At 67.4% G+C, this 14,844-nt stretch carries 15 protein-coding genes; 10 read left to right on the top strand and 5 right to left on the bottom strand.

The genetic code is table 11. The annotated features are described in order from the left end of the window. Positions 1-26 precede the first annotated feature (26 nt). From AC07RM_RS28675 to AC07RM_RS28695, 5 genes are all read left to right on the top strand, one after another. Positions 27-890 carry a creatininase family protein gene (locus AC07RM_RS28675; RefSeq protein ID WP_093348298.1) on the top strand — a complete coding sequence of 288 codons (864 nt, stop codon included), beginning with the start codon at positions 27-29 and terminating at the stop codon, positions 888-890. A gap of 65 nt (positions 891-955) precedes the next feature. Beyond that, positions 956-1,936: an ABC transporter substrate-binding protein gene (locus AC07RM_RS28680; protein ID WP_057596987.1), complete on the top strand. Its 981-nt coding sequence runs from the start codon at positions 956-958 to the stop codon at positions 1,934-1,936. A 13-nt stretch (positions 1,937-1,949) separates the two neighbouring features. Continuing rightward, the gene (locus AC07RM_RS28685) at positions 1,950-2,780 is read left to right on the top strand and encodes an ABC transporter ATP-binding protein (protein WP_495336701.1); all 831 of its coding nucleotides are present in this window, start codon (positions 1,950-1,952) and stop codon (positions 2,778-2,780) included. Beyond that, positions 2,777-3,580, top strand: coding sequence for an ABC transporter permease (locus AC07RM_RS28690; RefSeq protein ID WP_495336702.1), 804 nt, complete (start codon positions 2,777-2,779; stop codon positions 3,578-3,580). The genes AC07RM_RS28685 and AC07RM_RS28690 overlap by 4 nt, the downstream gene beginning before the upstream one ends. Before the next feature lie 7 nt (positions 3,581-3,587). Beyond that, positions 3,588-4,967: an FAD-binding oxidoreductase gene (locus tag AC07RM_RS28695; protein WP_398501501.1), complete on the top strand. Its 1,380-nt coding sequence runs from the start codon at positions 3,588-3,590 to the stop codon at positions 4,965-4,967. Between the two features lies 1 nt (position 4,968). On the opposite strand, the gene lnt is transcribed toward AC07RM_RS28695, so the two are convergent. The 4 genes from lnt to AC07RM_RS28715 all read right to left on the bottom strand — a co-directional run bounded on the left by lnt (position 4,969) and on the right by AC07RM_RS28715 (position 8,802). Then, entirely contained in the window at positions 4,969-6,492 is a 1,524-nt protein-coding gene (lnt, locus tag AC07RM_RS28700; protein ID WP_495336703.1) for an apolipoprotein N-acyltransferase, read from the bottom strand. After that, entirely contained in the window at positions 6,492-7,370 is an 879-nt protein-coding gene (locus tag AC07RM_RS28705; protein WP_057596996.1) for a CorC family transporter, read from the bottom strand. Before AC07RM_RS28705 ends, lnt begins: the two co-directional genes overlap by 1 nt. Before the next feature lie 120 nt (positions 7,371-7,490). Next, on the bottom strand, positions 7,491-8,219 hold the full coding sequence (locus AC07RM_RS28710; protein WP_093348314.1) for a GNAT family N-acetyltransferase: 729 nt from the start codon (positions 8,217-8,219) through the stop codon (positions 7,491-7,493). Positions 8,220-8,328: 109 nt separating this feature from the next. Beyond that, on the bottom strand, positions 8,329-8,802 hold the full coding sequence (locus tag AC07RM_RS28715) for an Lrp/AsnC family transcriptional regulator (protein ID WP_057596999.1): 474 nt from the start codon (positions 8,800-8,802) through the stop codon (positions 8,329-8,331). Between the two features lie 149 nt (positions 8,803-8,951). On the opposite strand from AC07RM_RS28715, the gene hppD reads away from it, so the two are divergent. The 5 genes from hppD to AC07RM_RS28740 all read left to right on the top strand — a co-directional run bounded on the left by hppD (position 8,952) and on the right by AC07RM_RS28740 (position 14,592). Further along, the gene (hppD, locus tag AC07RM_RS28720) at positions 8,952-10,079 is read left to right on the top strand and encodes a 4-hydroxyphenylpyruvate dioxygenase (protein WP_093348317.1); all 1,128 of its coding nucleotides are present in this window, start codon (positions 8,952-8,954) and stop codon (positions 10,077-10,079) included. Positions 10,080-10,108: 29 nt separating this feature from the next. After that, positions 10,109-10,915 carry a transporter substrate-binding domain-containing protein gene (locus AC07RM_RS28725; RefSeq protein WP_495336704.1) on the top strand — a complete coding sequence of 269 codons (807 nt, stop codon included), beginning with the start codon at positions 10,109-10,111 and terminating at the stop codon, positions 10,913-10,915. Between the two features lie 15 nt (positions 10,916-10,930). Beyond that, the gene (gene phhA / locus AC07RM_RS28730) at positions 10,931-11,803 is read left to right on the top strand and encodes a phenylalanine 4-monooxygenase (RefSeq protein WP_495336705.1); all 873 of its coding nucleotides are present in this window, start codon (positions 10,931-10,933) and stop codon (positions 11,801-11,803) included. 161 nt (positions 11,804-11,964) lie between these two features. After that, entirely contained in the window at positions 11,965-13,662 is a 1,698-nt protein-coding gene (locus AC07RM_RS28735) for an AMP-binding protein (RefSeq protein WP_495336706.1), read from the top strand. Further along, positions 13,663-14,592, top strand: coding sequence for an MBL fold metallo-hydrolase (locus tag AC07RM_RS28740; RefSeq protein WP_495336707.1), 930 nt, complete (start codon positions 13,663-13,665; stop codon positions 14,590-14,592). Between the two features lie 43 nt (positions 14,593-14,635). Here AC07RM_RS28740 and AC07RM_RS28745 read toward each other — a convergent pair. Further along, the coding region (locus tag AC07RM_RS28745; RefSeq protein WP_495336708.1) for a hypothetical protein at positions 14,636-14,844 on the bottom strand (209 nt) is incomplete at its 5' end.

Raw genomic sequence — 14,844 nt, forward strand, 5'->3', positions numbered from 1 at the left:
ACAGAACCACTCCAAGGACCGTCCCCATGCTCCACGGCTACATCCCTCCCCACCGCTTCCTGCCCTACCTGAGCTGGACCGAGATCGCCGCGTTGCCCGACCGCGAGAACACGGTCATCGTGCTGCCCTGCGGCGCGATCGAGCAGCACGGCCCGCACCTGCCGTGCTCGGTCGACAGCGTGATCAGCTCGGGCGTGATGGGCAAGGCGCTCGAGAAGCTGCCGGCCGAGGTGCGCGCCTTCGCGCTGCCCACCATCACCTACGGCAAGTCGGAAGAGCACCTGCACTTCCCGGGCACGATGACGCTGACCGGCACCACGCTGCTGTCGACCGTGACCGAGATCGGCGAATCGGTCTACCGCGCGGGCTTTCGCAAGCTGCTGTTCGCCAACGGCCACGGCGGCCAGCCGCAGGTGCTCGAGATGGCGGCGCGCGAACTGCGGCTGCGCCATGGCGACTTCGTGGTGGTGCCGCACGGCGTGTCGCGCCTGCCGAGCGCGGCCAGCAAGCAGGTCAGCGAGCAGGAGAAGAAGCTCGCGATGCATGCCGGCCATTCCGAGACCGCGCTGATGCTCGCGCTCGCGCCCGAGACGGTGCACATGGAGCGCGCGGTGGCCAACTTCCCGCCGCCGTTCCCGATCAAGCTGCTGTCGGCCGACGGCCGTCCGGCCTGCGCCTGGACCGCGCGCGACTTCGGCCCCAGCGGCGTGATCGGCGACCCGACCACCGCCACGCGCGAGCAGGGCGAGGCGATCCTCGACACGCTGTCCGACAGCTGGGTGCAGGCGCTGACCGAGCTGCATGCGCTGCGCTGGGTGGTGCGCGAGGAAGCCACCTGGGAGCGCGGCCACCAGCAGGGCTTCGTGCAGCAGTCCTTCGCGCCGGCCTGAGCCTGCTTCTTGCATCGGCCCGTCTTTCCCCATTTTCTTCACCCACGCCCTAGAGAGGTCCTCCCATGCGCTCCTTCGCACTGTCCCTGGCCGGCGCCGCCGCCATCGCCTTCCTCGCCGCGCCCGCGCAGGCCGAGGACAAGTTCACCTACATGACCAACTGGTACGCGCAGGCCGAGCACGGCGGCTTCTACCAGGCCGTGGCGCAGGGCATCTACAAGAAGTACGGCCTCGACGTGACCATCAAGATGGGCGGCCCGCAGGTCAACATCACGCAGATGATGGCGGCCGGCCAGGCCGACTGCATCATGGGCTCGAGCGACATCCAGATGATGCAGGTGCGCGAGGGCGGCGTGCCGGTGGTCAACGTGGCGGCCTTCTTCCAGAAGGACCCGCAGGTGCTGATCGCGCACGACGACGTGAAGAGCTTCGAGGACCTCAAGGGCAAGACGCTGCTGATCGGCGCGCAGGCCAACCGCGGCTACTGGCCCTGGCTCAAGGCCAAGTTCGGCCTCAAGGACGAGCAGACCCGGCCCTACACCTTCAACATCCAGCCCTTCGTGGCCGACAGGAACACGGCCCAGCAGGGCTACCTGACCTCCGAGCCCTACGCGATCCAGAAGGCCGGCGTGAAGAGCACGGTGCTGATGTTCAGCGACCACGGCTTCCCGGCCTATGCCACCACCGTCTCGTGCATGGAGAAGACGGTGAAGGAGCGCAGCAAGCAGGTCGCGGCCTTCGTCAAGGCCTCGGCCGAAGGCTGGAAAAGCTACCTCGCCGATCCCGCACCCGCCAACGCGCTGATCAAGAAGGACAACCCCAACATGACCGACGACCAGCTCGCCTACAGCGTGGCCAAGCTCAAGGAGATGGGAATGATCACGGGCGGCGACGCGGCCAAGCTCGGCATCGGCGTGATGACCGACACGCGCGCCAAGGCCAGCTACGACTTCCTCGTGAGCGCCAAGCTGCTCGACCCGGCCAAGGTCGAGCTCGCGAAGACCTACACGACCGAGTTCGTGAAGGACGCCAAGGTGCTGCCCTGATCGTCGCCACGCCATGAACCGCATCGACCCCCACACCCTCGCGCCGCCGACGGTGCCTGCCGTGCCCGCGGTGGAAGTGCTCTCGGCCGAGAAGACCTATCCCAACGGCACGCAGGCGCTGCTGCCGGTCGACCTGTCGATCGCCGAGGGCGAGTTCGTCACGCTGCTCGGCCCCTCGGGCTGCGGCAAGAGCACGCTGCTCAAGATGGTGGCGGGCATGCTCGAGCCCAGCGACGGCCGGCTGCTGGTGTGGCGCAAGCCGGTGAGCCAGCTGCACGACAGCACGCGCCGGATGTCCTTCGTGTTCCAGTCGCCCACGCTGATGCCCTGGGCCAGCGTGCAGACCAACGTGCGGCTGCCGCTCGACCTGGCGGGCGTGCCGCGCAAGGAGGCCGATGCGCGCGTGATGGAGTCGCTGGCGCTGGTGGGCCTCGAGAAGTTCGCGAGCGCACTGCCGCGCGCGCTCTCGGGCGGCATGCAGATGCGGGTGTCGATCGCGCGCGGGCTGGTCACGCAGCCCGACCTGCTGCTGATGGACGAGCCCTTCGGCGCGCTCGACGAGATCACGCGCCACAAGCTCGACGCCGACCTGCTCGAGCTCTGGCGCAAGAAGAAGCTCACGGTGATCTTCGTGACGCACTCGATCCACGAGGCGGTGTTCCTCTCGAGCCGCGTGGTGATGATGGCCGCGCGGCCGGGCCGCGTGGTCGAGCAGTTCCAGATCGACGAGCCCTATCCGCGCAGCGCCGACTTCATGGTCACGCCCGAGTTCGCGCGCCATGCCAGGCGGCTGCAGGACAGCCTGCTGCGCGCCAGCCATGCCGACGAGGAGCACGCGCGATGAGCCGCACGCCCCTCATGAGCCAGCCGCGCGTGCAGCGCGTGCTCTACCCCATGGCGATCGGCCTGCTGCTGATCGCGCTGTGGCAATGGATGGTGGTGGCGATGGAGCTGCCGCCCTACCTCGTGCCCTCGCCCTGGCTGATGCTGCAGACGCTGGTGACCGACTGGGCGCCGCTGGGCAACGCGCTGCTGGTCACGCTCAAGATCACCGTGCTGTCCTTCATGCTCGCCACGGTGGCGGGCGTGCTGATCTCGTTCCTGTTCGTGCAGAGCAAGCGCATCGAGACCGCGCTCTTTCCGTACGCGGTGCTGCTGCAGGTCACGCCGATCGTGGCGGTGGCGCCGCTGATCATCATCTGGGTCAAGAACCCGACGGCCGCGATGACCGTGTGCGCGGCGCTGGTGGCGCTGTTCCCGATCATCAGCAACACCACGCTGGGCTTGCGCAGCATCGACCCCGACCTGCAGAGCTACTTCAAGCTCAACCGCGCCACGCGCTGGCAGCAGCTGGTGCGGCTGCGCATCCCGAGCGCGCTGCCCTACTTCTTCGGCGGCCTGCGCATCTCCAGCGGCCTCGCGCTGATCGGCGCGGTGGTGGCGGAGTTCGTGGCCGGCACCGGCGGCTCGGGCGCGGGACTGGCCTACCAGATCCTGCAGGCGGGCTTCCAGCTGAACATCCCGCGGATGTTCGCCGCGCTGCTGCTGATTTCCCTCACCGGCGTCGCGCTCTTCGTGCTGATGGCCTGGCTCACCAAGGTGGCGCTGGGCTCGTGGCATGCGAGCGAACTTTCCCAGGACTGATCCCAACATGAACGCACAAGAATCCTCCATCGGGCCGCTGCTGCTCGAACTCCCCGACCTCGACTGGATCACCGACGAGGGCCGCGTCGTGCGGCTGTCGCAGGACTTCTCCTGGTTCAGCCCGGTGCTCAAGCGCCAGCTCGAGGGCAAGCATGCCGACGTGGTGGTGCGCCCGCGCAGCGAGGACGAGATCCGCGCGGTGGTCGGTGCCTGCGCGCGCCACGGCGTGCCGATCACGGTGCGCGGCAGCGGCACCGGCAACTACGGCCAGACCACGCCGCTGGCCGGCGGCGTGGTGCTCGACATGACCGGCTATAACGCCTGCCTCTGGGTGCAGCCCGGCGTGGCGCGCGCGCAGGCCGGCATCCGCCTGGGCGAGCTCGAGAAGCAGACCAGGGCCAGCGGCCAGGAAATGCGCTGCGTGCCCTCGACCTACCGCAGCGCCACGCTCGGCGGCCTGTTCGGCGGCGGCTTCGGCGGCGTGGGCTCGATCAACTACGGCCCGCTGGGCGCGCCCGGCAACGTGCTCGGCATCCGCGCGATGACCATCGAGGCCGAACCCCAGGTGGTGGAGCTGCGCGGCGCCGAGGCGATGCGCATGCATCACCTGTGGGGCACCAACGGGCTGGTGCTCGAGCTCGAGGTCGCGCTGGCGCCCGCGCATCCGTGGCTCGAGACGCTCGTGACCTTCTCCGATTTCGAGGGCGCGCTGAACTTCGCCGACAGGCTCGCGAACGCGCCGGGCATCGTGAAGCGCGAGGTGTCGTTCTATGCGGCGCCGATCTCCGACCACCTGGCGCAGCTCGCGGCGCACCTGCCCAAGGGCTGCCACACGGTGCTGTCGCTGGTGGCCGAGGCCAGCGAGCCGGCGCTGCTGCAGCTGGTCGAGAGCTTCGGCGGCGCCGTGAGCTACCGCAAGACCGCGGCCGAGGTGCAGAAGAGCAACCGCACCCTGATGGAGTTCACCTGGAACCACACGACGCTGCACGCGCTCAAGGTCGACCCGACCCTGACCTACCTGCAGAGCGGCTTCGTGCCGGGGCGCCACGTGGCGCAGGTCATCGAGATGGAGAAGCTGCTGGGCGGCGAGGTGATGATGCACCTGGAGTTCATCCGCAACGTGGCGGGCCTGATGACCTGCAGCGGCCTGCAGCTGGTGCGCTTCAGCACCGAGGAGCGGCTGCAGGAGATCATGCAGATCCACCGCGAGCACGAGGTGCACATCAACAACCCGCACGTGAACATCGTCGAGGACGGCAAGGCCGGCGGGCCGCTGCCGCCCGAGGTGATCGCGGTGAAGCGGCGCTTCGATCCGCTGGGCCTGCTGAACCCCGGCAAGCTGCGCGACTGGCCGGTGAAGCCGCGCGCGGCCGCGGTGGCGGCCTGAGTCAGGCCGCGCGGCGGCGCCGCACGAAGGCAACCGCGACGATCGCGCAGGCCAGGCCCCACAGCGGCCACAGCCCGAGGTGCGCGACCCAGCGCGCATAGGGCGTGAGGCCGGTGCGGCCCTCGACCGGGGCCTCGAGCACGCCGCGCGTGAGCCGCGGCAGCGCATGGGTCACGCGGCCCTCGGCGTCGATGACCACGGTGGCGCCGGTGTTGGTGGCGCGCACCATCGGCCGCGCGAACTCGAGCGCGCGCATGCGCGAGATCGCGAGATGCTGGTCGATGGCGATCGAGTCGCCGAACCAGGCGATGTTGCTGACGTTGAGCAGGATGGTCGGCGCCGTCGCCGCGTCGCGGAAGTTGGCGCCGATCTCGTCGCCGAACAAGTCCTCGTAGCAGATGTTCGGCGCGATACGCTGGCCTTGCCAGGCGAGCGCAGGCTGCGCGAGGCCGCCGCTGCGGAAGTCGCCGAGCGGGATGCTCATCATGTCGATGAACCAGCGGAAGCCGAAGGGGATGAACTCGCCGAAGGGCACGAGGTGGTGCTTGCTGTAGGCGTAGGCCGAGGCGGCGCCGGGCCGGAAGCCGAGCACGGTGTTGGTGTAGCCCTGGCGGTCGCCCAGCGGCAGGCCGACCACGGCCGCCTGGCTGCCGCTCGCATAGCGCGCCTGGATCGCCTCGAGGTAGCCCGTGGGCAGTTGCTGCGGCAGCAGCGGGATCGCGGTCTCGGGCGTGACCACCAGCGAGGCCCTGGCATCGCGCAGCTGTTCGCCGTACCAGCGCAGCGCGTTCTCGATGCCGCCGTTGGGAACGAACTTCTCGTCCTGCGCGATGTTGCCCTGCAGCAGCGCGACCTGCAGCGTGCCCGCGGCTTCGCCGCGCGAGGGCTGGGCCACGAGCGGAAAGCCGAACACGACCGCGACCAGCAACGCGGCGCCCGCGAGTTCGGCGCGCGCCGCGGGCCGTGCCAGCGCGACCAGCGCGGCAGCCAAGGCCGCCACGGCGCCGATGCCGTAGACGCCGACCCACGGCGCCCAGCCCGAGAGCGGACCCTCGACATGCGCATAGCCGCCCGCGCCCCAGGGAAAACCGGTGAACCAACTGCCACGCACCAGCTCGGCCAGCGTCCACAGCGCGGCAAAGACCAGTGCGCCTGTGACCGTGCCGCGCGGACCGCGCCGCACGAACCAGGCACCGGCCAAGGCGTAGTACAGGCCGAGCGCGGCGGCGAGTGCGAGCACCGCGGTCGCGGCCAGCGGCGCGGCGAGGCCGCCGTAGGTGTGCATCGAGATGAAGAGCCACCAGAAGGTGCCGCTGAGCCAGGCGGTGGAGAACAGCCAGGCATGCAGTCCCGCGCGGCGCCAGCCCGCTTGCTGCTCGCGCAGCCGGCGCAGCCCGAAGGCGAAAACGGCGAGCGACACCAGCTGCAGCAGCCACATCGGCCGGCCCGAGCCGGGCAAGGCGATCGAGGCGGCCTGCCCCAGTCCGGCCAGCAGGAAGGCCAGGGCCAGCAGTGCGGCGCGCATCAGTCGGCCGCGTCGCCGCCGCGGGCCGGCGACACCTTGAACCAGCGCACCGCGCCGCCCTTGGTGTGCAGCACCACGAAGTCGAAGCCGCCGATCGCATGGTGCTCGCCGCGCTTGGGCACGTGGCCCATCTCGTGCGCGATCAGGCCGCCGATGGTGTCGAAGTCCTCGCTGAGCTGTTCCTCGTCGAAGACGATGCCGAAGGCCTCGGCCACGCGCTCGATCGGCGTGTCGCCCGAGACGCGGTAGGTGTGGTCGGCCAGGCCGAAGATGTCGCCCTCGTCCTCGGCGATGTCGAACTCGTCCTCGATCTCGCCGACGATCTGCTCGAGCACGTCCTCGATGGTGATCAGTCCGGCCACGCGGCCGAACTCGTCGATGACGATGGCCAGGTGGTTGCGGTTGCCGCGGAATTCGCGCAGCAGGTCGTTGAGGCCCTTGCTCTCGGGCACGAAGGTGGCAGGCCGCAGCAGCGCGCGGATGTTCAGGCCCGGCGCGCGCTGCAGCTTGAGCAGGTCCTTCGCGAGCAGGATGCCGATGATGTTTTCCTTCTCGCCCTCGTACACCGGGAAGCGCGAGTGCGCGGTGTCGATGACCAGGTGCAGCAGCGCGTCGTAGGGCGCGTCGATGTTCACCAGGTCCATGCGCGGTGCCGCGACCATCACGTCGCCGGCCGTCATGTCGGCCATGCGCAGCACGCCTTCGAGCATCACGCGCGATTCGGCGCCGATCACCTGGTTGTCTTCGGCATCCGCCAGGGTTTCGATCAGCTCGTCGCGCGAGTCCGGACCGGGATGGATGAATTCGGCGAGCTTCTGGAGAAAGCCGCGCTTGTCTTCCCGTTCGACGGGTGCGCGTTCAGGGTGAGGTTCGGCCACTGCGGGAGGGCGTAGTTGGGGGGAGTGCAAGGATACCGGATTGCATGTGACAGGCTCTACCGGGTCCGCCTGGGGGTATGCAAGGAGCGTTCCCGGGCAGGGCCGGGCCGCCCGAGGACCTTATTGCGCCGACTTGCCGCGCGCGTCACGCACGCCGCTGCGGACTTCCTGCAGGCTCGCGAGGAAGGCCCAGAATTGCTTGGCACGCGACTTGAGGTGGAAGTCGACCGCCGCGTAGTGCTCGAGCGCGATCTCGCTCATGCGGCTGTCGAAGGTGGCGCTCGGCAGCTGCAGGTGGGCTTCCGATTCGGAACCGCTGCGCACCACGGTGGCGCCGGCATTGCGCGCGATCTTGAGCATCGCGGCGTTCTCGCTCAGCGCATGGATGAACAGCATGCCCACGCCCTCGTTGCGCGCCACGACCACGGCGCGTTCGAACAGCCGGGCGCCATAGCCGCGTCCGCGGGCATGGGCCGAGACGGAAACACCGAATTCGGCGCAGTCGCTGTGCTGGTCGTCGGGCGCGAAGGCCAGGTGGGCCATCGCGATCAGCTCGAGCTTGCGGTTGTAGATGCCGAACAGCTCGTCGCGGTCGAAGTCGAGGCCGTCGACATAGCGCTGCACCTGCTCGTCGCCCGCGGCATAGCCGAAGCGCAGGTAGCGGTCGTGGGCGCTGAGCGCCAGCAGGTGGCGCGCGATGCGCTCGCGCTCGCGCGGGCCGATCGAGCGGATCGGCACCATGACGGGCTGCGGCGCGGCAACGGCGCGTGGTTGGGCCTCAACCATCGGCGCCTTCAAAAAAGAGCCGAGGCCGAGGGATGCCCTGAGGAGGTCCTTGGCGGTAAGCATGGCTTGAATGTAAGGGTTTTCCCTTAACCCACAAGCCCGGCGGGACACTTTCGTGACTCATTTGTGAATCAATACCCGAAAGCGTGTGCCCGGAGCAACTTTTTCGTGCCTAGACCGGCACGGCTGTGGTGGCTTTGACACGGTCCAGCACGAAACTGGTCTTGCAGTCCTGCACGCTCGGGTGCTTGAGCAGGGTGTCCATGATGAAGCGGCTGTAGTGGGCCATGTCGGCCACGACCACGCGCAGCAGGTAATCCATCTCGCCCGTGAGGGCGGCGCACTCGACGACTTCGGGCCAGGTCTGCACACTGGCGCGGAACAGGTCCATCGGGTTGCGCTTGTGGCTCTCGGTGTGCTTTTCGAGCCGCACGTTGAGATAGGCAGTGAGGCCCAGCCCGACGGCCTCGGGCTTGACCAGCGCCACGTAGCGGTCGATCACGCGCTGCTCCTCGAGCCGCTTGACCCGGCGCAGCACGGCGCTGGGCGAGAGGCTGACCTGCTCGGCGATCTGGTCGTAGGTAGCACGGCCATCTGCTTGCAGCGTGCGCAGAATCAACCGATCTATCTTGTCGAGTGCTTCCATGAGGATATTTTTGCACTTTTCCTGCAATCGATCCAAGAAACACGCCCACAAACGCTGAAATCATGAGCGGCAGTCGACCTACATTGCTGCACTGGCCGAGCCGCCATCCTTTTACCTTCCCCTCGATCCCCACTTCTTCGGAGACTGCCATGAGCCACGCCGACGCGCCCGCCTTCACGCCCTGGGACAACCCCATGGGCACCGACGGCTTTGAATTCATCGAATACGCGGCACCCGATCCGGTCGCCATGGGCAAGGTCTTCGAGCGCATGGGCTTCACGGCCATCGCCAAGCATCGCCACAAGAACGTGCTGCTGTACCGCCAGGGCGAGATCAACTTCATCCTGAATGCCGAGCCCGATTCGTTCGCGCAGCGCTTCGCGCGCGAGCACGGCCCGAGCGTGTGCGCCATCGCCTTCCGCGTGCAGGACGCCAAGGCCGCCTACGAGCGCGCCACCTCGCTGGGCGCCTGGGGCTTCGCCGACAAGGCCGGCCCGGGCGAGCTGAACATCCCCGCCATCAAGGGCATCGGCGACAGCCTGATCTACCTGGTCGACCGCTGGCCCGGCAAGAACGGCGCGAAGCCCGGCGACATCGGCAACATCGGCTTCTACGACGTGGACTTCGAGCCGCTGCCGGGCGTGGCCTCGCAGGACGCCCTGACCACCAAGGGCAACGGCCTGACCTACATCGACCACCTGACGCACAACGTCTACCGCGGCCGCATGAACACCTGGGCCGGCTTCTACGAGAAGCTGTTCAACTTCCGCGAGATCAAGTACTTCGACATCGAAGGCCAGGTCACCGGCGTGAAGAGCAAGGCCATGACCAGCCCCTGCGGCAAGATCCGCATCCCGATCAACGAAGAGGGCAAGGAACAGGCCGGCCAGATCCAGGAGTACCTGGACATGTACAAGGGCGAAGGCATCCAGCACATCGCGATGGGCTCGGACGACCTCTACGAGACGGTCGACGCACTGCGCGCCAAGGGCGTGACCCTGCTGGACACCATCGACACCTACTACGAGCTGGTCGACAAGCGCATCCCGGGCCACGGCGAGAGCGTGGAAGAACTGCAGAAGCGCAAGATCCTGATCGACGGCAAGAAGGACGCGCTGCTGCTGCAGATCTTCAGCGAGAACCAGCTCGGCCCGATCTTCTTCGAGTTCATCCAGCGCAAGGGCGACGACGGCTTCGGCAACGGCAACTTCAAGGCGCTGTTCGAGAGCATCGAGCTCGACCAGATGCGCCGCGGCGTGCTGAGCGCCGCAAAATAAGCGCTCCTTCCACCCTCCAGGAGCTCCGCATGCGCAACATCCTCTCGATCGGCCTGACCACCCTCGCTGCGGCGGTCGTTCTTTCGGGATGCGCGGCGGGGCCGGGAGGCGCGCCGGCCGGCGGCGCCGCGGGCTCGCACCTCGACAGCGTGCAGAAGGCGGCCGTGCTGCGCATCTGCACGCCGGGCGACTACCGGCCGTTCAGCTTCCAGAAGGCCGATGCCTCGTTCGAAGGCATCGACGTCGACCTGATGGCCGGCTTCAGCAGCAGCCTGGGCGCCAAGCCCGAATGGATCAAGACCACCTGGGCCAACCTGCTGCCCGACCTCGCGGCCGGCAAGTGCGACATCGCCGTGGGCGGCGTGTCGGTGACCACCGACCGCCAGAAGCGGGCGTTCTTCAGCGCGCCCTACATGGTCAACGGCAAGACGCCGATCGCGCGCTGCGCCGACGTGGCCAAGTACCAGAGCGTGGCCGACATCGACAAGCCGGCCACGCGCGTCATCTTCAATCCGGGCGGCAGCAACGAACGCTTCGCCCGCACCAACTTCAAGCAGGCCCGGCTCACGCTGCACGGCGAGAACGTGACGATCTTCGACGAGATCCTCGCCAACCGCGCCGACGTGTTCGTGACCGAGTCGGCCGAGGCGATCGTGCAGCAGAAGCTCAAGCCGGGCCTGTGCGCGATCAATCCCGACAAGCCGCTGCAGTACGGCGAAATGGCCTGGATGCTGCCGCGCGACGACGTGGCCTTCAAGGCCTATGTCGACCAATGGCTGCACCTTCAGCAGGCCGGCGGCGACTTCCAGCGCGTCATGGACCGCTGGCTCAAGTAATCAACCGAAGCACCCATGGACACCCCTGCCACCGTCGTCACGCCCGCCGTCTACGGCGCCTCCGATCGCCCGCCGCGCGGCGACTACTCGCGGGGCGGCACGGTGCAGGCCGACTACACCTGCGCGCAGGACTGGGCCAGCTACACGGCGGCCGACCACGACACCTACAAGCGGCTCTACGAACGCCAGGCCGCGCAGCTGCCGGGGCTGGCCTGCGATGCCTTCATCAACGCGCTGCCGCTGCTGGGCGTGAAGGACCGCATCCCGCGCTTCGAGGAGCTCAACGAGCGGCTGCACAAGGCCACCGGCTGGGAGATCGTGGCGGTGCCGGGGCTGATTCCCGAGCTGCCTTTCTTCACGCTGCTCGCGAACCGCAAGTTTCCGGTCACCGACTGGATCCGCAAGCCCGAGGAGTTCAACTACATCGTCGAGCCCGATGTGTTCCACGACCTGTTCGGGCACGTGCCGATGCTGTTCGACCCGACCTTCGCGGACTACGTGCAGCGCTACGGCGCGGGCGGCATCAAGGCCCACGAACTCGATGCCGGCGAGAAGCTGGCGCGTCTTTACTGGTACACGGTGGAGTTCGGGCTGATCCGCCAGCCCGATGGACTGCGTGCCTATGGCGCCGGCATCCTGAGCTCGGTCGGCGAGCTGCAGCATGCGGTGCGCTCGAACGAGCCGCTGCGGCTGCCGCTCGATCTGTTGCGCACCATGCGCACGCTCTACAAGATCGACACCTACCAGGCCAACTACTTCGTCATCGACAGCTTCGCGCAGCTGTTCGACCTGACCGAGCCCGACTTCGCGCCGCTGTACCGGGCGCTGGAGACGGCGACCGACATTCCGGCCGGCGTGCTGCAGCCCGGCGAATCCGGCAAGGTCTGAGCTTCCTTTTTTCGGCAGCCGCGCCGAAGTGCGCGGCTCCCGCCGGCTCCATGCATCGATCGGCAGCTATCGCGCAGGCGACAGCCGATTCATTTACCTAGGACAAGCCCGCTGGTCGCTTGTCCTGTGCGGCTCCCACAATCCGCGCCAAAGGAGCTTGCATGCAGACATCCGCGCGACAGCACTATCCGGCCGGCGTACCGCACGAGATCAATCCCGAGCAGTACCGATCGCTTTCCCACATGTTCGACGAGGCTTTCGGCCGCTATGCCGACCGCCCGTTCTCGGTGTGCATGGAGCGCTGGATGTCGTACGGCGAGCTCGATGCGCAGTCGAAGGCACTCGGCGCCTGGCTGCAGTCGCGCGGGCTCGAGCCCGGTGCGCGCGTGGCGATCATGCTGCCGAACATCCCGCAGTTCGCGGTCACCATGTGTGCCGTGCTGCGCGCCGGCTACACCTGCGTGAACGTCAATCCGCTGTACACCGCGCGCGAGCTCGAGCACCAGCTCAAGGACTCGGGCGCGACGGCGATCGTGATCCTCGAGAACTTCGCCTCCACGCTCGAGCAGGTGATCGAGAAGACGCCCGTGAAGCACGTGGTCATCACGGCGATGGGCGACCTGCTCGGCGGCCTCTACGGCAGCTGGATCACGCTCGCGGTGCGGCACTTGAAGAAGATGGTGCCGCCGTTCAAGCTGCCGCTGAGCGATGGCCGCACGGTCACGCCGTTCTCGCAGGCGCTCGCCGAAGGACGTGGCCGCACGCTGGCGGCCGACAAGAGCACGCTCGATTCGATCGCCTTCCTGCAGTACACGGGCGGCACGACGGGGCTGTCGAAGGGTGCGGTGCTCACGCATCGCAACATCGTGGCCGCCACCCTGCAGGCCGAGGCCTGGTTCACGCCGGCGCTCGCGCGCGCGGGCGACCTCGCGAAGGTCAACAGCATCGCGGCGCTGCCGCTGTATCACATCTTCGCGCTCACCTTGTGCCTGCTCGTGATCCGCCAGGGTTCGCACATGACGCTGGTGCCGAACCCGCGCGACTTCGACAAGTTCATCGCGGTGCTGAAGAAGCGACCCTTCCACATGCTGCCGGCGGTGAACACGCTGTTCAACGCGCTGTTGATGCATCCCGAGTTCAAGACCATCGATTTCTCGACGCTGTTCGTCTCGCAGGCCGGCGGCATGGCGGCCTCGGAAGGCACGGCGAAGCGCTGGTTCGAGGCCACCGGCTGCCCCATGATCGAAGGCTGGGGCATGAGCGAGACCTGCGCGATCGGCACCAACAACCCGGTGTCGAACACCAAGTTCACCGGCACTATCGGCCTGCCGTTGCCGAGCATCGAGATCGCGATCAAGGACGATGAGGGCAATTCGATGCCGATCGGTGAATCGGGCGAGCTCTGCATCAAGGGCCCGAACGTGATGAAGGGCTACTACAACCAGCCGGCCGAGACGGCGGCGGCCTTCACCGCCGACGGCTTCATGCGCACCGGCGACGTCGCAGTGATGCAGGAGGATGGCTACAGCCGCATCGTCGACCGCAAGAAGGACATGATCCTGGTCAGCGGCTTCAACGTGTTCCCCAACGAACTCGAGAACGTGATCTCGCTGTGCCCGGGCGTGGTGGAATGCGCGGCCATCGGCGTGCCCGACGAGAAGCAGGGCGAGGCGATCAAGGTGTTCGTGGTGCGCCGCGACCCGAGCCTGACCGAGGAGGCTGTGCTGCAATACTGCAATGGACAACTCACCGGCTACAAGCGCCCACGGCACATCGAATTCCGCGATGCGCTGCCCAAGACCAACGTCGGCAAGATCCTGCGCCGCGAACTTCGCACCACTGCCTCCGCGGGCCATTGAATGAGCGCGGCGGCGGTCGCCGGGTTGCCGGCGAATGTCGTCGTGCTCGAGCGAGGGTGGCTGTCGTCCAACAACATCCTCGTGATCGGCGCCGATGAGACGGCGCTGATCGATACTGGCTATGTGGCGCACGCTGAGCAGACGGTGGCGCTGGTCGAGTCGGCGTTGGACGGGCGGCCGCTGGACCGGGTGCTCAACACGCATTTGCACAGCGACCACTGCGGCGGGAATGCGGCGCTGCAGGCGCGCTATCCGGACCTTCGCATCGAGATCCCGCCGGGCGAGGCGGCGCTGGTGGAGCGCTGGGATGAAGAAGCGCTGAGCTTCAGGGCGACGGGGCAGAGCTGCCCGAGGTTTCGCGTCTCGGGCTTGCTGCAGCCTGGGACAGAGCGCGGCTTTGGCGGGCTGCGCTGGCAGATTCATGCCGCGCCCGGTCACGATCCGCATTCGGTCATTCTTTTCGAGCCCGTGTCGCGGACCCTGGTGTCCGCGGATGCGCTGTGGGAGAACGGGTTCGGTATCGCGTTTCCGGAGTTGAAGGGGGAACCCTCGTTCGGAGAGATGGCGGCCACCCTGGATCTGATCGAGCGCCTGGCGCCATCGATCGTGATTCCGGGACACGGGTCGATCTTTACGGACGTGGAAGCCGCGCTGAAGGTCGCGCGGCGGCGGCTCGAGGGGCTGCAGCGGAATCCCGTCAAGCATGCGCGGCATGCCATCAAGGTGCTGATCAAGTTCAAGCTGCTGGAGAAGCAGCGGATGTCGCGTGGCGACTGGATGGCCTGGGTGCGCGCGACGCCTTATCTGGCCATGGTGTGCGCTCGGTTCTTCGAGGGCGTGGCGCTGGATGCCTTGGCGCAGGAGATCTTGGCTGAACTCGTCGCTGCGCGGGCCGCTGAAATCACGGAAGACGAGGTTCGGAACCTCTGAATTCTTGAAATGGTCGGGCCTGTCTACGGCGTCCCGATTTCATTCAAATAAAGCGCCGCCAATTTAACCGGTAATAAAAAAGCGCCCTGTCGTGGACGGGGCGCTTTTTGTTTTTGCTTTTGCTTGCACAAAGAAAAAGCCCCAACCGAGTGGTTGGGGCTTTTTTGGCTGTAATAGCCTGACGATGACCTACTTTCACACGGGAACCCGCACTATCATCGGCGCTGAGTCGTTTCACTGTCCTGTTCGGGA

This window comes from Variovorax sp. GW821-FHT09B05, from assembly GCF_059418265.1.

Excerpts from the sequence above, each read along its gene's own strand:
- AC07RM_RS28715 (WP_057596999.1), bottom strand. The coding sequence starts at position 8,802 with ATGGAAGCACTCGACAAGATAGATCGGTTGATTCTGCGCACGCTGCAA.
- AC07RM_RS28675 (WP_093348298.1), top strand. The coding sequence starts at position 27 with ATGCTCCACGGCTACATCCCTCCCCACCGCTTCCTGCCCTACCTGAGC.
- phhA (WP_495336705.1), top strand. The coding sequence starts at position 10,931 with ATGGACACCCCTGCCACCGTCGTCACGCCCGCCGTCTACGGCGCCTCC.
- AC07RM_RS28680 (WP_057596987.1), top strand. The coding sequence starts at position 956 with ATGCGCTCCTTCGCACTGTCCCTGGCCGGCGCCGCCGCCATCGCCTTC.
- AC07RM_RS28695 (WP_398501501.1), top strand. The coding sequence starts at position 3,588 with ATGAACGCACAAGAATCCTCCATCGGGCCGCTGCTGCTCGAACTCCCC.
- AC07RM_RS28725 (WP_495336704.1), top strand. The coding sequence starts at position 10,109 with ATGCGCAACATCCTCTCGATCGGCCTGACCACCCTCGCTGCGGCGGTC.
- AC07RM_RS28710 (WP_093348314.1), bottom strand. The coding sequence starts at position 8,219 with ATGCTTACCGCCAAGGACCTCCTCAGGGCATCCCTCGGCCTCGGCTCT.
- AC07RM_RS28690 (WP_495336702.1), top strand. The coding sequence starts at position 2,777 with ATGAGCCGCACGCCCCTCATGAGCCAGCCGCGCGTGCAGCGCGTGCTC.
- AC07RM_RS28685 (WP_495336701.1), top strand. The coding sequence starts at position 1,950 with ATGAACCGCATCGACCCCCACACCCTCGCGCCGCCGACGGTGCCTGCC.
- hppD (WP_093348317.1), top strand. The coding sequence starts at position 8,952 with ATGAGCCACGCCGACGCGCCCGCCTTCACGCCCTGGGACAACCCCATG.
- AC07RM_RS28740 (WP_495336707.1), top strand. The coding sequence starts at position 13,663 with ATGAGCGCGGCGGCGGTCGCCGGGTTGCCGGCGAATGTCGTCGTGCTC.
- lnt (WP_495336703.1), bottom strand. The coding sequence starts at position 6,492 with ATGCGCGCCGCACTGCTGGCCCTGGCCTTCCTGCTGGCCGGACTGGGG.
- AC07RM_RS28735 (WP_495336706.1), top strand. The coding sequence starts at position 11,965 with ATGCAGACATCCGCGCGACAGCACTATCCGGCCGGCGTACCGCACGAG.